The sequence below is a fragment of the Stenotrophomonas sp. S4 genome (assembly GCF_054187805.2).
Genome location: NZ_CM196188.1, coordinates 841,240 through 861,995 on the forward strand (window position 1 = coordinate 841,240; position 20,756 = coordinate 861,995).

The 20,756-nt window shown below is 67.4% G+C and carries 20 protein-coding genes and 1 tRNA gene; 13 read left to right on the forward strand and 8 right to left on the reverse strand.

The genetic code is table 11. The annotated features are described in order from the left end of the window. Positions 1-8 precede the first annotated feature (8 nt). On the reverse strand, positions 9-428 hold the full coding sequence (locus ACUZUJ_RS03770; protein WP_049443160.1) for a hypothetical protein: 420 nt from the start codon (positions 426-428) through the stop codon (positions 9-11). 122 nt (positions 429-550) lie between these two features. Here ACUZUJ_RS03770 and sufT point away from each other — a divergent pair, with 122 nt between their 5' ends. The 3 genes from sufT (at position 551) to expR (ending at position 4,447) form a co-directional block, all read left to right on the forward strand. After that, positions 551-1,102, forward strand: a complete 552-nt coding sequence (gene sufT / locus ACUZUJ_RS03775) for a putative Fe-S cluster assembly protein SufT (RefSeq protein ID WP_005415385.1) — start codon at positions 551-553, stop codon at positions 1,100-1,102. Between the two features lie 59 nt (positions 1,103-1,161). Beyond that, the gene (locus tag ACUZUJ_RS03780) at positions 1,162-2,256 is read left to right on the forward strand and encodes a branched-chain amino acid aminotransferase (protein ID WP_049443161.1); all 1,095 of its coding nucleotides are present in this window, start codon (positions 1,162-1,164) and stop codon (positions 2,254-2,256) included. A 451-nt stretch (positions 2,257-2,707) separates the two neighbouring features. Beyond that, positions 2,708-4,447, forward strand: a complete 1,740-nt coding sequence (expR, locus tag ACUZUJ_RS03785) for a serine protease ExpR (protein WP_458220907.1) — start codon at positions 2,708-2,710, stop codon at positions 4,445-4,447. Positions 4,448-4,535: 88 nt separating this feature from the next. On the opposite strand, the gene ACUZUJ_RS03790 is transcribed toward expR, so the two are convergent. The 3 genes from ACUZUJ_RS03790 to wrbA all read right to left on the reverse strand — a co-directional run bounded on the left by ACUZUJ_RS03790 (position 4,536) and on the right by wrbA (position 6,026). Further along, on the reverse strand, positions 4,536-5,021 hold the full coding sequence (locus ACUZUJ_RS03790) for an asparaginase domain-containing protein (RefSeq protein WP_010481766.1): 486 nt from the start codon (positions 5,019-5,021) through the stop codon (positions 4,536-4,538). Between the two features lie 79 nt (positions 5,022-5,100). After that, entirely contained in the window at positions 5,101-5,436 is a 336-nt protein-coding gene (locus ACUZUJ_RS03795) for a DUF2069 domain-containing protein (protein ID WP_458220906.1), read from the reverse strand. After that, positions 5,433-6,026 carry an NAD(P)H:quinone oxidoreductase gene (gene wrbA, locus ACUZUJ_RS03800; RefSeq protein ID WP_012510135.1) on the reverse strand — a complete coding sequence of 198 codons (594 nt, stop codon included), beginning with the start codon at positions 6,024-6,026 and terminating at the stop codon, positions 5,433-5,435. The genes ACUZUJ_RS03795 and wrbA overlap by 4 nt, the downstream gene beginning before the upstream one ends. A 77-nt stretch (positions 6,027-6,103) precedes the next feature. Between wrbA and ACUZUJ_RS03805 the strand changes: the two genes are divergently transcribed. Together ACUZUJ_RS03805 and ACUZUJ_RS03810 are read left to right on the forward strand one after the other, a co-directional pair. Further along, positions 6,104-7,378, forward strand: coding sequence for a YihY family inner membrane protein (locus ACUZUJ_RS03805; RefSeq protein WP_119007250.1), 1,275 nt, complete (start codon positions 6,104-6,106; stop codon positions 7,376-7,378). Further along, the gene (locus ACUZUJ_RS03810; RefSeq protein WP_458220905.1) at positions 7,375-7,950 is read left to right on the forward strand and encodes a TlpA family protein disulfide reductase; all 576 of its coding nucleotides are present in this window, start codon (positions 7,375-7,377) and stop codon (positions 7,948-7,950) included. The genes ACUZUJ_RS03805 and ACUZUJ_RS03810 overlap by 4 nt, the downstream gene beginning before the upstream one ends. Before the next feature lie 527 nt (positions 7,951-8,477). Here ACUZUJ_RS03810 and ppk2 read toward each other — a convergent pair. The 4 genes from ppk2 to hemA are packed head-to-tail and all read right to left on the reverse strand — an operon-like array spanning position 8,478 to position 13,362. Continuing rightward, the gene (ppk2, locus tag ACUZUJ_RS03815; protein ID WP_049445984.1) at positions 8,478-9,260 is read right to left on the reverse strand and encodes a polyphosphate kinase 2; all 783 of its coding nucleotides are present in this window, start codon (positions 9,258-9,260) and stop codon (positions 8,478-8,480) included. 46 nt (positions 9,261-9,306) lie between these two features. Further along, the gene (locus ACUZUJ_RS03820; protein WP_458220733.1) at positions 9,307-11,013 is read right to left on the reverse strand and encodes an O-linked N-acetylglucosamine transferase, SPINDLY family protein; all 1,707 of its coding nucleotides are present in this window, start codon (positions 11,011-11,013) and stop codon (positions 9,307-9,309) included. A 5-nt stretch (positions 11,014-11,018) separates the two neighbouring features. Next, a complete protein-coding gene (gene prfA / locus ACUZUJ_RS03825; RefSeq protein WP_510468067.1) occupies positions 11,019-12,101 on the reverse strand; it encodes a peptide chain release factor 1 in 1,083 nt (360 codons plus the stop codon). After that, positions 12,079-13,362 (reverse strand): glutamyl-tRNA reductase, encoded by a 1,284-nt coding sequence (gene hemA / locus ACUZUJ_RS03830; protein ID WP_032130429.1) that lies wholly within the window; start codon positions 13,360-13,362, stop codon positions 12,079-12,081. The genes prfA and hemA overlap by 23 nt, the downstream gene beginning before the upstream one ends. A gap of 63 nt (positions 13,363-13,425) precedes the next feature. Here hemA and ACUZUJ_RS03835 point away from each other — a divergent pair, with 63 nt between their 5' ends. The 8 genes from ACUZUJ_RS03835 (at position 13,426) to ychF (ending at position 20,385) form a co-directional block, all read left to right on the forward strand. Then, a complete protein-coding gene (locus ACUZUJ_RS03835; protein WP_182474427.1) occupies positions 13,426-15,111 on the forward strand; it encodes a tetratricopeptide repeat protein in 1,686 nt (561 codons plus the stop codon). Continuing rightward, entirely contained in the window at positions 15,108-15,767 is a 660-nt protein-coding gene (gene lolB / locus ACUZUJ_RS03840; protein WP_101764966.1) for a lipoprotein insertase outer membrane protein LolB, read from the forward strand. Before ACUZUJ_RS03835 ends, lolB begins: the two co-directional genes overlap by 4 nt. Beyond that, on the forward strand, positions 15,764-16,633 hold the full coding sequence (gene ispE, locus ACUZUJ_RS03845) for a 4-(cytidine 5'-diphospho)-2-C-methyl-D-erythritol kinase (protein ID WP_101764967.1): 870 nt from the start codon (positions 15,764-15,766) through the stop codon (positions 16,631-16,633). Before lolB ends, ispE begins: the two co-directional genes overlap by 4 nt. A gap of 12 nt (positions 16,634-16,645) precedes the next feature. Continuing rightward, positions 16,646-16,722 (forward strand) — tRNA-Gln (locus ACUZUJ_RS03850). Between the two features lie 139 nt (positions 16,723-16,861). Continuing rightward, positions 16,862-17,821 carry a ribose-phosphate diphosphokinase gene (locus tag ACUZUJ_RS03855; RefSeq protein WP_005415400.1) on the forward strand — a complete coding sequence of 320 codons (960 nt, stop codon included), beginning with the start codon at positions 16,862-16,864 and terminating at the stop codon, positions 17,819-17,821. A gap of 110 nt (positions 17,822-17,931) precedes the next feature. After that, positions 17,932-18,549 (forward strand): 50S ribosomal protein L25/general stress protein Ctc, encoded by a 618-nt coding sequence (locus ACUZUJ_RS03860; protein WP_014036085.1) that lies wholly within the window; start codon positions 17,932-17,934, stop codon positions 18,547-18,549. 48 nt (positions 18,550-18,597) lie between these two features. Continuing rightward, complete coding sequence (gene pth / locus ACUZUJ_RS03865; protein ID WP_101764968.1) at positions 18,598-19,176, forward strand: aminoacyl-tRNA hydrolase; 579 nt, start codon at positions 18,598-18,600, stop codon at positions 19,174-19,176. A gap of 117 nt (positions 19,177-19,293) precedes the next feature. Continuing rightward, entirely contained in the window at positions 19,294-20,385 is a 1,092-nt protein-coding gene (gene ychF, locus ACUZUJ_RS03870) for a redox-regulated ATPase YchF (RefSeq protein ID WP_014036087.1), read from the forward strand. Positions 20,386-20,756: the final 371 nt, after the last annotated feature.

Below are 20,756 nucleotides of genomic sequence, written 5' to 3' on the forward strand. Positions count from 1 at the left end.
CGGTGCGCTCAGCGCGCCAGCCAGGCGCCCAAGACCACGGCCACGGCCAGCCACAGCCATTCCATCGCGCCGTTGGCCAGGGTGACCAGGGTCCAGGCCAGGTGCGGGCCCATCCGCGTGGTGGCGTCCCACAGGTCCAGGCCGATCGAGCCGCCCATCCAGGCGCTGGCGATGGCCCAGTTGGCCACGGCGGCCACCAGCAGGGTGCCCAGCACGACCAGGGCGATGCGCAGCCGGCCCGGGCCCAGTGTGCCCAGGCGCAGCATGAACACCAGTTCCAGGGCGGACACTACCGCCATCCATCCGACCTGCCGGCCGGTCATCAGCGCCAGGACCATCCAGGCGAGGGGAGCAACAAGCAGACCCAGCAACAGCATGAGGGGCCAGAGCCAGGTGACGGTCCTGGCACGCGCGGCATTGGAGGACATCGAAGCTCCCTGAAGATCACCCACAGGATACTGTGGTTTGCCGCAGTGCACCGGCGGTGCCGGGGCGGCTGGGCTAGAATGCCGTCTTGCGTGGCCCCGGCCACGGCCCCATATCGGTCCCCATGTATTCCCGTAGCAGCGAACCTGTCCACTTCGAACGCGATTGCGAGGCCGTGATGGTCCCGCAGGGCGATACCGTGACCCTGCCTGCCGGCAGCTATGGGTACATCACCCAGGCGCTGGGCGGCAGTTATTCGGTGTTCGTCGAGGGCAACCTGTTCCGCATCGCCGGCAAGGACGGCGACGCCATCGGCAAGGAGGCGCCGGCACCGCTCGAGCTGCCGGCCGACGCCACCGATGAGCAGGTGGAACAGCTGGTGTGGCAGCAGCTGCGCACCTGCTTCGACCCGGAAATTCCGGTCAACATCGTTGAACTGGGCCTGGTCTATGAAGTCGAGATCAAGCACCTGGACGAAGGCAAGCGCGAGATCGACGTGAAGATGACCCTGACCGCCCCGGGCTGCGGCATGGGCGAGATCCTGGTCGACGACGTGCGCAGCAAGCTCGAAATGATCCCGACGGTGGCCGAGGCCGACGTCGACCTGGTGTTCGACCCGCCGTGGAACCAGCACATGATGTCCGAGGCGGCGCGGCTCGAGACCGGCATGCTTTGACCCAGGGCCCGCAGTGACGCGGGCCCGGCACTACCCGCAACCAGAACAGGAATCCTCCGGTGTCCCAGTCCATTCCCAGCTTCGCCGTCACCCGTTCGGACCACCCGCGCAGCGCTGAAGAGCGCGCCAAGATCCTGGAGAAGCCGGGCTTCGGCCTGCACTTCACCGATCACATGGTGGAAGTGCGCTGGGACAAGGATGCCGGCTGGCACAACGCCAACGTGCGTGCCTACGGCCCGCTGCAGCTGGACCCGGCCGCGGCAGTCCTGCACTACGGCCAGGAAATCTTCGAAGGCATCAAGGCCTACCGCCACGCCGACGGTTCGATCTGGACCTTCCGCCCCGACGCCAATGGCCGTCGCCTGCAGCGTTCGGCGCAGCGCCTGGCGCTGCCGGAACTGCCGGTGGAGATCTTCGTCGAATCGCTGAAGCAGCTGATTGCCGTCGACAGCGCCTGGGTGCCGTCGGCCGATGAGTCGAGCCTGTACTTCCGTCCGTTCATGATCGGCGACGAAGCCTTCCTCGGCGTGCGCGGCGCGCACAAGGCCGGCTACTACGTCATCGCCAGCCCGGCCGGCCCGTACTTCGCCAAGGGCGTCGCTCCGGTGTCGATCTGGCTGTCGACGGAGTACGCACGTGCGGCCAAGGGCGGCACCGGTGCGGCCAAGTGCGGTGGCAACTACGCCGCCTCGCTGCTGCCGCAGCAGAAGGCGCAGGCACAGGGCTGCTCGCAGGTGCTGTTCCTCGACCCGGTCGAGGGCAAGTACCTGGAAGAACTGGGTGGCATGAACGTGTTCCTGGTCTACAAGGACGGCACGCTGGTCACCCCGGAACTGTCCGGCAGCATCCTTGAGGGCATCACCCGCGAGAGCATCCTGCAGCTGGCCCGCGACCGTGGCATGAAGGTCGAAGAGCGCAAGGTCAGCATCGACGAGTGGAAGGACGGCGTGGCCTCCGGTGCGATCAGCGAAGTGTTTGCCTGTGGCACCGCGGCAGTGGTCACCCCGATCGGCCAGCTGAAGGGCGAGGGCTTCTCGGTGGGCGACATCAACGCGCCGGCCGGCGAAGTGACCATGTCGCTGCGTAAGGAACTGACCGACATCCAGTACGGCCGCCTGCCGGACCGCCACAACTGGCTGGTCAAGCTGGGCTGATCGCCCGCGTTGAACGGGTAGCGCCGGGCCATGCCCGGCGGCTCCTCTGGAAAGCCCGTCCCCGTGACGGGCTTTCTGCGTTATGGGCCTGGGGGTCAGATCCCTTTCCCATGGAAAAGGGATCTGACCCCGAATCAGTGGACGCCGATGTCGGCAAAGTCATCGCAGGACACGTGATGACCCAGTCAGGTGCGTGCAGGGTACGAGAAAGTTCCTTCACCTTCACAAACCCTCGACCCGAGAAGTCTCAGAACGAACATTTCATCTTGCTGAAAAGACGCTGAAAATCTTGTGGTGTCCGGTTTTGGTCTTTAGCGTCATCTGCACGGCGGATCGTTAGGGGGATCCGCTGACTCACCGGTCTTCGAACCTCGCCAACGCAAGCCAGCCCTGGGTTCGGGCCGGTGCTTCTGCCGATTCCGGCATTCACACCACTAGAAAGGGAAATACGATGTCCCAGGTAACGCAACCGCGTGTGCGTCGAGTGTGGGTGGTCCTTGGTGCGTCCGTTCTGTCATCGCTGCTGCTGGCCACGCCTGCGCTGGCCGGTGACGTCCAGCTCAGCGGCCTGCAGTCCGCGCCGACGCACCAGCGCTTCATCGTGAAGTACCGCGACGGCAGTGCGCCGGTGGCCAACACCACCGCACTGGCTTCTTCGCTGAAGAGTGCCGCTGCCGGCCTGGCCAGCAGCCAGGGCCGCGCGCTGGGCCTGCAGGAGGTCCGCAAGCTGGCCGTCGGCCCGACCCTGGTCAGGACCGATCGCCCGCTCGACCAGGCCGAATCCGAGCTGCTGATGCGCAAGCTCGCCGCCGACCCGAACGTGGAATACGTCGAAGTCGACCAGATCATGCGTGCGACGCTGACCCCGAACGACACCCGCTTCAGCGAACAGTGGGGCTTCGGTACCTCCAACGCGTCGATCAACGTGCAGCCGGCCTGGGACAAGGCCACCGGCACCGGCGTGGTGGTGGCCGTGATCGATACCGGCATCACCAACCATCCCGATCTCAACGCCAACATCCTGCCCGGCTATGACTTCATCAGCGACGCCGCGATGGCACGTGATGGCGGTGGCCGCGACAACAACCCGAACGACGAAGGCGACTGGTACGGCGCCAACGAGTGCGGCTCGGGCATCCCGGCCTCCAACTCCAGCTGGCACGGCACCCACGTCGCCGGCACCGTGGCGGCGGTGACCAACAACAGCACCGGCGTGGCCGGTACTGCGTTCAATGCCAAGGTCGTCCCGGTGCGCGTGCTGGGCAAGTGCGGCGGTTACACCTCCGACATCGCCGACGCGATCGTGTGGGCCTCCGGCGGCACCGTCAGTGGCGTGCCGGCCAATGCCAACCCGGCCGAAGTCATCAACATGTCGCTGGGTGGTGGCGGCACCTGCTCGGCCACCTACCAGAATGCGATCAACGGCGCGGTCAGCCGCGGCACCACCGTGGTGGTCGCCGCCGGCAACAGCAACACCAACGTGTCCTCGTCGGTGCCGGCCAACTGCGCGAACGTGATCGCGGTGGCGGCCACGACCTCGGCCGGTGCGCGTGCCAGCTTCTCCAACTATGGTGCCGGCATCGACATTTCCGGCCCGGGCCAGAGCATCCTGTCCACCCTCAACACCGGCACCACCACGCCGGGCAGCGCCACCTATGCGTCCTACAACGGCACTTCGATGGCGGCGCCGCATGTGGCCGGCGTGGTGGCACTGATGCAGTCGGTGGCGCCGAGCCCGCTGAGTCCGGCGCAGGTCGAAAGCATCATCAAGAGCACCGCACGCCCGCTGCCGGGCGCGTGCTCGGGTGGCTGCGGCGCCGGCATCGTCGACGCCAACGCGGCCGTGGCCGCGGCGATCAATGGCGGTGGCCCGAACCCGGGCGGCAACGTGCTGCAGAACAACGTGCCGGTGACCGGCCTGGGCGCCGCGACCGGTGCCGAGCTGAACTATACCGTCGCCGTTCCTGCCGGCAGCACCCAGCTGCGCGTGGTGATCAGTGGCGGCAGCGGTGATGCCGACCTGTACGTGCGCCAGGGCAGTGCCCCGACCGATACCACCTACACCTGCCGTCCGTACCTGAGCGGCAACAGCGAGACCTGCACCATCAACAGCCCTGCCGCCGGCACCTGGTATGTGCGGGTGAAGGCGTACAGCACCTTCTCGGGCTTGACCCTCAACGCCCAGTACTGAGCCCAAGTCCCTCTCCAAGGGCACGCCCTGGCTTCGGCCGGGGCGTTTTTGTCTGGGTGGGTGCCGACCTTGGTCGGCACGCTGTTCCTCAGACCGACTCGAAGCGGTTCGCCGCCACGTTCTTGCGCACGTGCTGCGGGTCGAAAATCCGCCCGTTCATCGCGATGTACACGCCGCTCGGCAGCGACTGCACCGCACCGATCGCACAACCGATGTTGAACTCCGCATCCGAGCCGCGGAAGCGTGCCGGGCTCAGCGCACCGGTCATCACGATGGTCTTGTCCGGGATCGTCGCCAGCACCTTGCCGGTCTGCACCATCGAATCGGTGCCGTGGGTCACCAGCACGTGCCGGGTCGGCTGCGCGGCAATGGTGGCGCGGATCAGTTCGCGGTCCTCATCGTTGATGTGCAGCGAATCCTTGCGCAGGATCGGAATCACGTTGAAGCGGAACGTCACGCCCAGCTCGCGCAGGATCATGCCGATCTGCGGATCGCCGATCTGGTAGTCCGACTTGTCGTCGAAATAGATCTTGTCGATCGTGCCACCGGTGGTGACGACCAGGAGCTCTTCCATCATGTGCATGCGCGAAACCAGGACAGGTACTGCGGCGCGGGGCCAGGAATGCAGATGATACGGCCCTGCGGCCGCAGCGTCAGCGTCGCTTGCCGAAGCGTGCGCGCAGGCCGGGCAGGCTGGCGCTGAAGATCACCAGCAGCGCCAGCGCGATCTCGATCAGCGCCAGCCAGCGCGTCTCCGGGTGGCTCCAGGCGCTCATCACGCCGTGGCTGAACCAGCCCAGGGCCAGCACCGAGGCCCAGAAGCCGGCCTTGCTCCAGCCCAGGCGCAGGGCAACGGCCAGTGCCAGCGGTGGTGCGGTGAACACCAGCTGGGTCGCCAGCCAGTGCTTGTCATTGATGAACCAGCCTGCGAACAGCGCGGCCAGCCCCATCAGGGCCAGCAGCAGCACCGTGCGCGGCGTGCGGCTCATCGGGCCAACCGCTGCGCGATGTCGGCCACCCGGCGCCCCAGCGCGCGCGCCAGCACGGCTTCGTCGTCGGTCGGCTGCGGGTCGTCGGCGGCGCCGGCCACGTGGCTGGCGCCATACGGCGTGCCGCCACTGGTGGTGTGGCTCAGCGCCGGTTCGGTAAACGGGATGCCGACGATCACGCAGCCGTGGTGCAGCAGTGGCACCTGCATCGACAGCAGGGTCGATTCCTGGCCGCCATGCATGGATGCGGTGGAAGTGAACACGCCGGCCGGCTTGCCGGACAGGGTGCCATTGACCCATTCGGCGCCCAACCCGTCCAGGAAGTGCTTGACCGGCGCGGCCATGTTGCCGAAGCGGGTGGGGCTGCCGAGCAGCAGGCCCTGGCATTCGACCAGGTCCTGCACGCTCACATAGGGGGCGCCATCGTCGGGTACCGGCGGCTGTGCGGTCTGGGTCACGGCGGCCACCGGCGGTACCGTGCGCAGGCGCGCGGTCATGCCCGGCACTTCGCCGATGCCCCGCGCGATCTGGCGCGCCAGCCGTGCCACCGAACCGCCCCGGCTGTAGTACAGCACCAGAATCTCGCCCATCGTGCCCGCTTCTCCTCGTCGTGTGGCTACCAGTATGGCTATCCTGCGAGCATTCCGCATCGGGTACCCTTTCGCCGATGGAACCTTTGGATACGCTCAACCTGTGGATGGAGCGCGCGCGGGATCGCGCACGGGCCATCAGTTTCGGCCGCTTCCTGTGGCATCGCTTCCTCGACGACCGCCTGTTCCAGGCAGCGGCGGCGCTGGCGTACACCACGGTGTTCGCGCTGGTGCCGCTGGCGATCGTGGTATTCGGTGTGCTGTCGGCCTTCCCCGTCTTCGACCGTTGGAGCGATCAGCTCAGCGACTACGTGTTCTCCAACTTCGTGCCCTCCGCAGCGCGTGCGGCCGAGGGCTACCTGCGGCAGTTCTCGGCCAGTGCCGGCCAGCTGACGGCGGCCGGCTTCATTGCACTGGTGGTCTCACTGCTGATCACGCTCAACAGCGTGGAAGAGACCTTCAACCAGATCTGGCGGGTCGGCTCGACCCGGCCCAAGCTGACCCGCTTCCTGGTCTATTGGACCGTACTGACCCTGGGCGCGATGCTCGCCGCCGCATCGCTTGCGGTATCGGCGCGGGTGTTCGCCATGCCGTTGTTCGGTACCCAGGAGGGCCGTTGGTTGGCCGAGCTGGCGCTGCGGCTGGCACCGATCCTGATCGAGTTCGTCTGCATCACGCTGATGTTCCGGGTGGTACCGCATCACACGGTGAAATGGCGGCACGCTGTGCCTGGCGCGATCCTGGCGGCGGTCATCCTGGAGCTGGTGAAGTGGGGCATCGGCGCCTATCTGGGCAGCTTCCAGTCCTACCAGAAGCTGTATGGCACGGTGGCCTTCGTGCCGATCCTGCTGCTGTGGATCTACCTGTGCTGGGTGGCGGTGCTGCTGGGCGCGTCGCTGGCCTCATCGATGGCGGCCTTCCGCTACCAGCCGGTTGAACTGCGCCTGCCGCCGGGGTACGAGTTCTACGGCCTGCTGCGCCTGCTCGGTCGTTTCCACCATGCCCGTGCCAAGGGCAAGGGCCTGGCTGACGATGAAATCCTGCGCCTGGAACCGCTGCTGACCGACTCGCTGCTGCAGGATCTGGCCTGCAACCTGCAGGCGATCGGCCTGCTGCGCCGCGATGAACGCGGCGAGTGGCTGCTCGCGCGCGACCTGGACCAGGTCAGCCTGGCCGATCTGTACGAATGCACCCAGCTGCGCATCCCGGTAGCCGAGCAGCACCTGCCGTACCGCGACGACAGCCTGGGCCGTGCCGCATTGGCGGCGCTGGACGATCTGCGACTGCCCCTGCGTGAACGCCTCAAGCGCAAGGTCAGCGACATCTACACCGATTCCGGAGACATGCCATGACCCGCAAGACCCCGTTGCCGCTGCTGCTCCCGTTGACCCTGCTGCTGGCCCTGGCGGCCTGCAAGCCGGCCCAGGAGCCAGCCCCGGCGAGCAGCCAGCCGCCGGCACAGGCGCCGACGCCGACCACTCCGGCGCCGGTCGAGGAAACCCCGGCCGAGCGCACTACCGCCGAGTTCCCGACGCTGAAGATGAAGGCGGTGGATGGCAGCGACTACGACCTGGCCGCGCATCGCGGCAAGTGGGTGGTGGTGAACTTCTGGGCGACCTGGTGCGCCCCGTGCCGCAAGGAAATGCCCGAGCTGTCGGCGCTGCATGCGATGCGCAGCAACATCGAAGTGGTCGGCCTGGCCTACGAGGACATCGAAGTGCCGGAAATGCAGTCGTTCCTGACCAAGCATCCGGTGACCTATCCGATCGTGATCGTGGACCCGTTCGATCCGCCGGCGGACTTCTCCACGCCGCGAGGCCTGCCGTTGACGCATCTGCTGGATCCGCAGGGCAAGCTGGCGCACACCTTCCTTGGCCCGGTGACCGCCGCCGACATCGAAAAGCAGATCGCGGCTGCCAAGTAATGGGTTGGTCGGCAGGGCCTGCGGCCCTGCACCCGTGGAGGCCAGAGCAACGGCAACGGCAACAGCCGAAGCAAAGGCGGGTCTCCTGAGGGATGGCGGGCTGGGTCCGGTTGCGGGGGCCGCTGCAAGTACGTCCATGTAAGCTCGGTCGCCGCATCCATGCGGCTCACGCCCCCGCAACCGGACCCACCCCGCCTTCGACAGATTTCCGCGATCTGTCGGGACGGCATGGGGTCAGATCCGTTTTCCGAAGGAAAACGGATCTGACCCCAAATGAATCTCGATATCTGACAGATGTGTCGACCAAGGTCGACACCCACCAACAGCCGCAGGGATCTGTCAGAGGTGGGGCGGTGTGGGTGGGCAGGACCGTTGGCGCCATGGATGGCGCCATCGAGCCCCCATGGACGGGTCTACGGCGTGTCCTGCCCACCCACACCGCCCCGCCATCCCGCGGATAGCCCGCTGTTGCTGTTGCCGTTGCCGTTGCGTTGAGCAGGTGCAGGGTGCGACCCTGCCGAACAACCCTATTCCTCGACCGGGAACTCCTCGATCGGCTTCAGTACATCGTAGTGCTCGCGATGCAGCTTGCCCTTCAGCTTCGGCAGCTCCGGCAACGGCGCATCGACCCGCGTGTCCGGCAACCGGTCCAGCAGGTTGCGCACCAGGGTCAGTCGCCCCAGCCGCTGGTCGTTGAAATCCACCAGCGTCCACGGCGCCGCCTCGCGATGCGTCGCGCGCAGCATCGCCTCGCGGGCTTCGGTATAGGCGCTGTACTTGCTGCGCGATTTCAGGTCGACCGGGGACAGCTTCCAGCCCTTCAGCGGATCGAGATGGCGCTCGGCGAAGCGCTTCTCCTGCTGCTCCTGGTCCACGCACAGCCAGTACTTGAACAGCAGGATGCCGTCATCCACCAGCAGCTGTTCGAACACCGGCGCCTGGCGCAGGAACTGCTGGTACTCGGTCTCGCTGCAGTAGCCCATCACCCGCTCGACGCCGGCGCGGTTGTACCAGCTGCGGTCCATCAGCACGATCTCGCCGGCGGCGGGAAGATGCGAGGCGTAACGCTGGAAATACCACTGCGTGGCTTCGCGGTCGGTAGGCTTGGGCAGTGCCACCACCCTGCATTGGCGCGGGTTGAGATGCTGGCTGATGGCCTGGATCGCGCCGCCCTTGCCTGCCGTATCCCGTCCTTCGAACAGCACCAGCAGGCGTTGCCCGCTGTGCTGCACCCAACGCGCCATCGCGGTCAGTTCCAGCTGCAGCGGCAGCAGCAGTTCGTCGTAGTCCTTGCGCTTGAGCTTGGCCATCATCACACCAGACGTGGAGGAAGCCCGAGCGTAACGCAGGGATCGCTCAGGTATTGTCGACACCCTGCCAGCCCTGTTCACCTGCCAGCTGCTGCAGCAGCGCCGACAGGTCGCGGGCAAACCCGGCCATGTCGAACAGTCCACTGCGGTCGCGCGCCTGCGCCAGCTCGGCACGCAGCGCGGCCAGTGCCGCAGGGTCATTGCCCAGCGCGCTGGCGGTGGCGATGAACGCCGCGTCGTCGGCGACATTCATCCGGGCCAGCCCCAGATGATGATTGAGGCTGCCGGCCACGCGCGCGGCGAAGGTGTCGCCCGGGCAGGTCAGTATCGGGCAGCCGGCCCACAGCGCATCGGAGGCGGTGGTGTGCGCATTGTAGGGATGGGTGTCGAGGAACAGGTCGGCCAGCTGATAGCGGGCCAGGTACTGTGGATGCGGCAGCTTGGCCATGAACACCAGGCGGGCCGGGTCCAGGCCGGCCGCCTGCGCGGCGGTGCGCAGGCGGGCGTCGGCCTGGCCGGGGCCGGACAGCAGCCACAGCACGCTGCCGGGCACGGCCTGCAGCACTGCGAAGGCGCGGCCCATGCTGCGTGGGTTGAGCTTGTAGCTGTTGTTGAAGCAGCAGAACACCACGCCGTGTTCGGGCAGCCCGCATTCGGCGCGGGACGGCGCCGGTTCCACTACGCGGGTGTTGTCCGAGGGCTGGAAGGCGCGTGGCAGGCGCAGGACGCGTTCGCTGAAGTGAGGTTCCAGCGATGCGGGCAGCACGAATTCGTCGGCGACCACGGCATCCAGCCAGCGTGCACCTGATGTGCCGGGGTAGGCCAGCCAGTTCAGCTGCAGCGGGGCCGGGCGCATTGCCAGCACCTCGGGCGTGCCGCCGCCGCCCCAGCCGCGCAGGTCGAACAGCAGGTCGATGCCCTGTGCGCGGATGCGGGCTGCGATGTCGGCATGCCGTAGTGCGGCTACCTCATGCAGCCGGGTCGCGGCCTGCAGGCGATCGCGGATGCGGCTGCCATCGGCGCGGTTCAACGCGAACAGGTGCAGCTGCAGCGCCGGGTCATGACGCAGGTGTTCGAGCAGGGCCACGGTCAGCAGCCCGGTGGGGTGGGCGCCGAAGCCATTGGAGAGGAAACCGACGCGCAATGGGCCGCGCGCGCGTACCGTTGCCGCCGGCAAGGGCCGAACCGAGGCGGCGATCAGCGAGGCGCGCGCACGTGCGCAGGCCAGCTGCTCGGCAGCGCTGGCGTCTTCGCTGAGGAAGGCGAACGGCTCCACCGCGCCCTGACCGGAAGCGAGCGCGGCACGTACCTGCGTGGCCAGCGCGTCCACGTCCTGCCAGTCGCACAGGCGCCGCTGCCAGGCCAGGCGCTGGGCGGCGATGTAGGGTTCGTCCGGCATCAGCGTATGTGCGCGGCGATAGGCCGCCGCCGCGCCTTCGGCATCGTCGGCATCTTCCAGTGCATGGCCCAGCCACAGCGCGATGCCCGGGTGCTGCGGGGCCAGTGCCGAGGCCTGGCCAAGCAGCCTGGCCGCGTCGGCATGCGCGCCGGCCATCCAGGCCACGCGACCCAGCCGTGCCAGTGCTTCGGGGTGGTTCGGGCGCAGCTGCAGCGCACGTCGTGCGGCCTGCTCGCCGGCGGCAATGTCGCCGGCTTCCAGTTCCAGGTCGGCCAGCATCACCCAGGCGACGAAATCGCCGGGCTGGCGTGCGATCGCCTGCTGCAGGTGCTGTCGCTGCTGCCAGGCCGACATCGTGCTCAGCCCGCCGACAGCTGGGCCAGGGCGTCGACCTGGTGCTCGTGGCTGAGCCGCTGCAGCAGCGGGTCGAGGTCGCCGGCCAGGATGTTGGGCAGGTTGTACAGGGTCAGGCCTTCCACGCGGTGGTCGGTGATCCGGCCCTGCGGGAAGTTGTAGGTGCGGATGCGCTGGCTGCGGTCGCCGCTGCCGACCTGCAGGCGCCGCGATTCGGCCTGCGCCGCGTCCTGTCGCTGGCGCTCGGCATCGAGCAGCTGCGCTTTCAGCCGCTTCATCGCCTTGTCACGGTTGGCGTGCTGGCTGCGCTCGGTCTGGCACTCCACCACCACGCCGGTCGGCACGTGGGTGATGCGGATCGCCGACTCGGTCTTGTTGACGTGCTGGCCGCCGGCACCGGACGAGCGGAACGTATCCACCTTCAGGTCGGCCGGGTTGATGACGATGTCGTCGACTTCGTCGGCCTCGGGAATGATCGCCACGGTGGCCGCCGAGGTGTGGATGCGGCCCTGCGATTCCGTCGCCGGCACACGCTGCACGCGGTGCGTGCCCGATTCGAACTTCAGGCGCGAGAACGCCCCCCGGCCGACCACGCGCGCCACCACTTCCTTGTAGCCGCCATGCTCGCCGGGATTGTCCGATTCGATCTCGACCTTCCAGCCCTGGCGCTCGGCATAGCGGGCGTACATGCGGAACAGGTCGCCGGCGAAGATCGCGGCTTCGTCGCCGCCGGTACCGGCGCGCACCTCCAGGAACAGGTTGCCTTCGTCGCGCGGATCGCGCGGTACCAGCAGCAGGGCCAGTTCTTCTTCCAGTTCCTGCAGGCGCGCCTGCGCAGCGGCGATTTCCTCGTCGGCCAGTTCGCGCAGGTCGGGGTCGGCGCGCATGCCTTCGGCGGCGGCCAGGTCGGCCTTGGCACGGGCTTCATCGGCCAGTGCAGTGGCGACCGGTTCAAGTTGGGCGAATTCGCGCGAAAGGTCGCGGAAACGGGTGTTGTCGGCGACCACATCGGGTTCGGCGAGCAGGCGTTCCAGTTCTTCGCGGCGCTCGGCCAGCGCTTCCAGCTTACGGCGCAGGGTCGGCGTCATCGGGTCTCACGGGTGGGTGGCGGTAACCCGGCGTGGCCGGGAACAGGCGCTCGGCGGCGCGGGTCAGGTCAGCATCGCCACTCAGCGCGGCGGCGCGCAGTGCGGCGGTCGGCGGATGCAGCAGTCGATTGGTCAGGCCGTGGGCCAGCAGTTCCAGCACTTCGTCGGCCGGCTTGCCGTTGGCCAGCTGCTGGCGCGCGCGCTCCAGCAGTTCGGCGCGGGTGGCTTCGCCGAACGCACGCAGCTGCCGCAGCGGTGCCTGGTGGGCGCTGGCCTGCTGGGTCTCGACGAAGCGCGACACCTGCAGGTCGATGATCGCCTCGGCCTCGGCGGCGGCCTCGCGGCGGCCACGGCGGTTGTCTTCCACCGCGCGTTCCAGGTCATCGACGGTGTAGAGGAAGGCGTCGTTGAGCGTGCCGACCTCGGCCTCGATGTCGCGCGGCACGGCCAGGTCGAACAGCAGCATCGGCTTGTGCCGGCGCGCACGCAGGGCCTTGGCCACCATCTCGCGGTGGATCACTGGCTCGCGCGCAGCGGTGGCCGAGAACACCACGTCGGCCTCGCCCAGGTGGCGGTCCAGTTCGGTCAGTGGCAGGGCCACGCCGCCATGACGGCTGGCCAGCTCCTGCGCGTGGGCGAGGGTGCGGTTGGCGATCAGCAGTCGCCGCACCTTGCCTTCACTCAGGTGACGTGCAGCCAGTTCGATGGTCTCGCCGGCACCGACCAGCAGCACGGTGGAGTCGTCCAGTCGCGCGAACGCGTTCTGCGCCAGGCGCACCGCCGCCGAGGCCACCGACACCGGGTTGGCGCCGACCTGGGTATCGGTGCGCGCACGCTTGGCCACCGAGAAGGTCTGCTGGAACAAGCGGTCCAGGCGCTGGCCGAGCAGGCCATGGTCACGCGCGGTCGACCAGGCATCCTTCACCTGGCCGAGGATCTGCGGTTCGCCCAGCACCATCGAGTCCAGCCCGGTGGCGACCCGGAACAGGTGGCGCACGGCCTCGGCATCGGCATGCTGGTACAGGTAGCCCTGCAGGTCGCCGGCCTGGCTGTGCAGCCACTGGTCCAGCGCCTGTGCCGACTCGGCCACGGCGTACAGCTCGGTGCGGTTGCAGGTGGACAGCAGCACTGCCTCGGCGATCTGCGGGGTATCGCGCAGCGAGCCCAGCGCACGCGGCAACGCCTCACCGGCGAAGGCCGCGCGCTCGCGCAGCTCCACCGGTGCGGTCTGGTGATTCAGTCCGAGCACCCACAGGGTCATTGTTCAGTTGCTTGCGATAAGCTGCTGGCCATTGGACGACATTTTAAGGCCCCGATGCCGACGATGCCCGCATTGATTCGCATCCCCAGTGTTCTGCTGCTGTCCCTGGCCTGCGCCCAGGCCCTGGCGGCGGTGCCGGCCAAGGCCCCCGTGCGGGCCGCGGCCACTGAGGAACTGGCGCTGGAACCGGTGATGGCCGGTGAGTTCGCCCTGCAGGCCGGCAAATTGGCCGAGGCCGCGCGCTGGTACCTGCAGGCGGCCCAGCAGACCGACGGCGACGCCGGCCTGGCCGAGCGCGCGACCCGCATTTCCATGCTCGCCAACGATGATGCCAGCGCCGCCAAGGGCCTGGCGCTGTGGCAGCAACGCGCCCCACGCTCGCTGACCATGCGCAGCGCCGCCGGTGCGCTGGCCATGCGCCAGGGCGATGTGAAGGCCGCCCGCACCGAGCTGCAGGCGCTGCTGGCCGACCCCGACGAGCGTGGCTGGAAGTTCGCCCTGGCCGCACTGATCGGCGGTGGCCGCGACCCGGCGGTACCGGCGCAGGTGCTGGGCGAGCTGGTCGATGCCAATGCCATTCCACCCAAGATCGAGGCCTGGCAGGAATTCGGTCGCCTGGCCCTGCGCATGGACAAGCCCGAGCTGGCGCGGCGCATGATCGATGAAGTGGTCAAGCGCTTCCCGGAAGAGCCGCGTGTGGCGCTGCTGCGTGCCAGCCAGCTGCAACAGGCGGGCGAGACCGACAAGGCATTGTCGCTGCTGCACGACGTCGAGCCGAAGACCCGTCAGGACCCCGAGCTGCGCAATGCGGTGGCCATCGCCTACGACAGCCTGGGACAGCCGGCTGCGGCCGAGCGCGTACTGGCGTTCGGCCCGCAGGACGTACAGACCTGGGGCATGCGCGCCTCGCTGCTGGCCAAGCAGGGCGACAAGGCAGCGCTGTCCAATCTCTACAACGAGCTGTCGCGGCAGGCGGCCAAGCCGGATCCGGCGCAGCGCCTGTTGCTGGGCAAGATCGCCGAATACCTGAAGCGTTACCCCGAGGCGGTGCAGTGGTACCACAGCGTGCCCGGTGGCGATGAACTGAGCGAAGCGCGCCTGCGCGCCGCCAATGCCCAGGCCCTGGCCGGGCGCCTGCCGCTGGCGCTGGAGGAAGTGCACGCGATCCAGTCCGATGCGGTGGTCGATGACGATGTACGCCGCGACGCCTACCTGCTGGAGGCCGAGCTGCGCCAACGCGGTGACGACAGTGCCGGTGAACTGGATGCGCTGGCCCGCGGCCTGGCCGCCTACCCGGACGACAACGGCCTGCTGTACGCCCGTGCGCTTACCTGGGAGCGCCGCGACGACATCCCGCGCGCCGAGGCCGACCTGCGCAAGATCCTGGTGACCGACCCGGAAAACGTGCCGGCACTGAACGCGCTGGGCTACACCCTGGCTGACCGTACCGGCCGCCTGCAGGAGGCGCTGGAGCTGATCGACCGCGCCCGCGTGGCCGAGCCGGACAACGCCGCCATCGTCGACAGCTATGGCTGGGTGCTGTATCGCCTGGGTCGCAAGGAAGAAGCGCTGGTGCAGCTGCGCCGGGCCTGGACCCTGGCCAAGGACCCGGAGATCGCCGCCCACGTCGGCGAAGTGCTGTGGGTGCTGGGCAAGCATGATGAGGCCCGCCACTTCTTCGACGAAGCGGCCAAGCTCGACCCTGAAAACCGCGCGCTGCTGCGCGCCCGCGAGAAATTCAATCCATGAGTGGTTCCCTGATCCGGCCGCTGCTGTTGGCGGCCGCGACCCTGGCGGTGAGCGCCTGTACCAGCGTCGGCACGCAGAAAACCCCGGCGCCAGCGGTGGTCGAGATTGTTTCGGCCGAAGCGGCGCAGGCCGAGGCAGCGCGCGTGGCCGCGCTGCAGGCACAGCCGGACTGGGCCTTCCAGGGTCGGGTCGCGGTCAGCAAAGGCAAGGACGGTGGCAGCGGTCGCATCGACTGGAAGCAGGACGGGCGCCGTTATGTGGTCGAGCTGAGCGCGCCGGTGACCCGGCAGAGCTGGAAGCTGACTGGCGATACCCATTCCGAAGCCGGTCGCCTGGAAGGGCTGGCCGGTGGCACCCGTGACGGTGAGGATGCCCAGCAGCTGCTGCTCGAGGCGACCGGCTGGGACATTCCGGTCAACCAGCTGCCGGAGTGGATCCGTGGCCTGGTGGCCGGCGATGCTGCCGGTCCGGAGAAGGTCGAGCGCGACGGTGAAGGCCGGCCGCGCCGCATGCAGCAGATAGGCTGGCAGGTGCAGTACCTGGACTGGTATCCGGCCGAGGCCGGGCGCCCGGCGTTGCCGCGCCGGATCGAAGCCAGCAATGGCGACGCCAAGGTGCGCCTGCTGGTGGACCAGTGGGGGCAGGGCACGCCATGAGTGCCGGGCGCGACGACGCGGGCTGGTCCTGGTGGCCGGCCCCGGCCAAGCTGAACCTGTTCCTGCACATCACCGGCCGCCGGGCCGACGGCTACCACGAGCTGCAGACCGTGTTCCGCCTGCTGGACTGGGGGGACCGCATCGGCCTGCGACTGCGTGAAGACGGCCAGGTGCGTCGGCAGGGCGAGGGCCTGGCCGGCGTGGCCGAGGCCGATGACCTGGCGGTGCGCGCCGCGCGCCTGCTTAAAGAAGTAGCGAATGTCGCGCAAGGTGCGGACATCATCGTTGAAAAGCATGTATCTGCCGGTGGTGGCTTCGGTGGTGGTTCGTCCGATGCGGCCACCGTGCTGGTAGTGCTGAACCGGCTCTGGCAGGCGGGCCTGGACGAAGGCGCGCTGGCGGCGCTGGGCCTGCGCCTGGGCGCCGACGTGCCGGTGTTCGTGCGTGGCCGCAATGCCTGGGCCGAGGGGGTGGGCGAGCGCCTGCAGCCGATCACGCTGGCCCCGGCCTGGTATGTGGTGGTTGAACCGGGCGTTCATGTTCCTACGCCGGTCCTGTTTGCAGACCCGGATTTGACGCGCGACAGCCCAGTGGCGAAAATAGAGGACTTCGCTTCCGGGACCCTGGTCGGGAACGCGTTCGAACCGGTGCTGCGCCGCCGTGAGCCTGCCGTCGAGGCGGCGCTTGCCGCGTTGAGCGACATCGGCGCGGCGCGGCTGACCGGTTCGGGAAGTGGTTGTTTCGTCGAGTTCGCGTCGCAGTCTGCTGCAGAGCAGGGACGGTCGAAATTGCCGAAGGAGTTGCGGGCAAGGGTGGCAGCGGGCGTTGCGCGTTCGCCACTGCTGGATGCACTCGAGCAACACTAGATTTATCAATGCAGGGGCGTCGCCAAGAGGCCCAAGGCACCAGGTTTTGATCCTGGCATTCGTAGGTTCGAATCCTACCGCCCCTGCCAATAGCGGCTGTGTCCGCGCCTTCCAGCGCATCACCTGCGCGGGACGTGGAAACAACCGCGGTGTTGTCAGCAGCAAGGGTCCATCGGGTCCTTGCCGACCCCGGATCCCCGCCACTCGTCCCCGCCCGAGACAATCATGATGCAAGAGTCCCCGAACCTGCTGGTCTTTTCCGGCAACGCCAACAAACGTCTGGCGCAGAACATCTGCAAGGAACTGGGGGTCCGCCCGGGCAAGGCGCTGGTCTCGCACTTCTCCGATGGTGAAGTGCAGGTGGAAATCGAAGAGAACGTCCGCAAGCAGGACGTGTTCGTGATCCAGCCGACCTGCGCGCCGAGCGCGGAAAACCTGATGGAACTGCTGGTGCTGATCGACGCGCTCAAGCGCGCATCGGTGGCCAGCGTGACCGCCGTGGTGCCGTACTTCGGCTACTCGCGCCAGGATCGCCGCATGCGTTCCTCGCGCGTGCCGATCACCGCCAAGCTGGCGGCGAAGATGTTCAGCACCGCTGGCGCTGATCGCGTGCTGACCGTCGACCTGCACGCCGACCAGATCCAGGGCTTCTTCGATATTCCGGTGGACAACGTGTATGCGTCCCCGCTGCTGCTGGCCGACATCTGGCGCGCCTACGGCACCGAGAACCTGATCGTTGTGTCGCCGGACGTGGGCGGCGTGGTCCGCGCCCGTGCGGTCGCCAAGCGCCTGGATGACGCCGATCTGGCGATCATCGACAAGCGCCGCCCGCGCGCCAACGTCTCCACCGTGATGAACATCATCGGTGACGTCGAAGGCAAGACCTGCGTGATGGTCGATGACATCGTCGATACCGCCGGCACCCTGTGCGCCGCTGCCGCTGCCCTGAAGGCGCGCGGTGCGCTCAAGGTCGCCGCCTACTGCACCCATGCGGTGCTGTCGGGCCCGGCGGTGGACAACATCACCAATTCCCAGCTCGACGAGCTGGTGGTGACCGACACCATCCCGCTGAAGGACGCAGCGCGGGTGTGCAGCAAGATCCGCCAGCTGAGCGTGGCGGAAATGCTGGCCGAAACGATGCGCCGCATCGCCTTCGGCGAGTCGGTCAGCTCGCTGTACGTCGACTGAGTTTTTCGTCCCTGCCGGCAACGGCGGGGACATACCCCGGATGCTTCTGGTCGCGGAAGCATCTTCAACCGCCACGCCGCAAGGCGCGGCAACAACCTGAGTAGTCGAAAATGTCGAAGACCCATGAAATCAAGGTCACCAAGCGTGAACTGCAGCGTAAGGGTGCGAGCCGCCGCCTGCGTCACGCTGGTGTGATCCCGGCCATCGTGTACGGCGGCAACGCCGAGCCGGTCGCCATCAGCCTGGACCACAACGAAATCTGGCTGGCCCAGCAGAACGAGTGGTTCTATGCCTCGATCCTGGACCTGAACCTGGACGGCCAGGTGCAGAAGGTCCTGCTGCGTGACATGCAGCGCCATCCGTACAAGCAGCTGATCATGCACCTGGACTTCCAGCGCGTGAACGAGAACGAAGCCCTGACCGCTTCGGTCCCGCTGCACTTCATCAACGAAGACACCTCGCCGGCCGGCAAGGCTGCCGACGTCGTGGTCACCCACGAACTGAAGGAAGTGACCATCACCTGCCTGCCGAAGGACCTGCCGGAGTCGATCGAAGTCGACCTGGGCGAGCTGAAGGCCGGTGACGTGGTGTACCTGTCCAACATCAAGCTGCCGAAGGGCGTGGAAATCCCGGCCCTGGCGCTGGGCAAGGACCACGACGACGCCATCGTCACCGCCAAGGCCGGCAAGGCCGACGCGGCTGACGAAGAAGCGGCTGCCGCCGAGTAATACCGCTACGGTGCCTGCCTTCGGGCAGGCACCGTATTGGAAGGAACCATGGCAGGACTGCGACTGATCGTCGGTCTGGGCAACCCCGGATCGGAACACGCCCGGACCCGGCACAATGCCGGGTTTCATTTCGTTGAGGCCCTGGCGGAAAAAGCCGGTGCGCGATGGAACGTGGACAGCAAGCTGTTCGGTGAGACCGCCAAGGTCGAGATCGCCGGGCAGACGGTGTGGCTGCTCAAGCCCGCCACCTTCATGAACCTCAGCGGCAAGTCGGTCACCGCCGCACAGCGGTTCTGGAAGATCGAGCCGGAAGAAACCCTGCTGGCCCACGACGAACTGGACCTGGCGCCCGGCGTGGCGCGGCTGAAGTTCGATGGCGGCCACGGCGGCCAGAACGGCCTGCGCGACACCATCCGGTTGCTCGGCCACGGCAAGTTCCATCGCCTGCGCGTGGGCATCGGCCATCCCGGCCAAAAGGACCGCGTGGTGGGCTGGGTTCTGGGACGCCCTTCCAAGGATGACGACGTACTGATTTCGCGCGCCATCGACGATGCCATCGACGTGCTGCCGCTGGCAGTGCAGGGCGATTTCAGCGAAGCGATGAAGCGGCTTCATACCCCGAAATAACCTGCTTCGGGTAGGTGCCAACCTTGGTTGGCACACAATGATCGACACCGAGATGGATTGGCCAAGCAGCGCGCGCGCTGTTTCACCAATCACTTTCACCCCAGAGAGCTGTCACCCATGGGTATCAAATGCGGCATCGTCGGCCTGCCCAACGTCGGCAAGTCGACCCTGTTCAATGCGCTGACCAAGGCGGGTATCGCCGCGGCGAACTTCCCGTTCTGCACCATCGAGCCGAACGTCGGCATCGTGCCGGTGCCGGATCCGCGCCTGAACGAGCTGGCAGCGATCATCAACCCGCAGAAGGTCATCCCGACCGCGGTCGAGTTCGTCGACATCGCCGGTCTGGTCGCCGGTGCCGCCAGCGGTGAAGGCCTGGGCAACAAGTTCCTGGCGCACATCCGCGAAGTCGATGCGATCACCCACGTGGTGCGTTGCTTCGAGAACGCCGACGTCATCCACGTCAACAACAAGGTCGACCCGATCTCGGACATCGAGACCATCGATACCGAGCTGGCGCTGGCCGACCTGGACAGCGTCGAGAAGGCGCTGAACCGTGCCGAGCGCGCGGCCAAGGGCGGTGACAAGGACGCCGCGGCGCGCAAGCCGGTGCTGGCTAAGCTGCAGGCGGCGCTGTCGGACGGCAAGTCCGGCCGTTCGGTGGGCCTGGATGAGGAAGAGAAGGCGCTGGTGCGCGACCTGTTCCTGCTGACCCTGAAGCCGGTGATGTACATCGCCAACGTGCTGGAAGACGGTTTCGAGAACAACCCGCACCTGGAAGCCGTGCGCGCGCATGCTGCCGCCGAAGGCGCGCAGGTGGTGCCGGTGTCGGCCGCGATCGAAGAAGAGCTGTCGCAGCTCGACGACGAAGACCGCGATACCTTCCTGGCCGACCTGGGCCTGAGCGAGCCGGGCCTGAACCGCGTGATCAACGCGGCCTACAGCCTGCTCGGCCTGCAGACCTACTTCACCGCCGGCGTGAAGGAAGTCCGTGCGTGGACCGTGCGCAAGGGCGCCACCGCCCCGCAGGCTGCCGCGGTCATCCACACCGACTTCGAGAAGGGCTTCATCCGCGCTGAAACCATCGCGTATGACGACTTCATCAAGTACAAGGGCGAAGCCGGTGCCAAGGAAGCCGGTCGCCTGCGCCTGGAAGGCAAGGAATACCGCGTGCAGGAAGGCGACATCCTGCACTTCCGCTTCAACGTCTGATCCAGCGGCATTGGATCGACCCCGGACGCCCCGCCCTGTGCGGGGCGTTCGCGTTTCCGGTAATGGACAAAAAAACACCACAGTGCGAAACGCTTGCGGTGTGATGTTCGCCGTCACTTGTCCACAGCAAACTCCCATCGCTTTCCACGGCGGATGTGGAAAACCGCGCCCGCCTCTGTAGAGCCGAGCCCATGCTCGGCTTTACATGGCCTTACACGGCTTGCCCGTGCAGTGTGGACAAATTTTCACCACGCTTCGAAACGCCTGCGCGGCAACACTCCCACCCACTTGTCCACATCAAATCCCAACCACTCTCCACGACGGGTGTGGAAAACCGCGAAGGGGCGTGGACAAAAAACAGCCACGTGCTG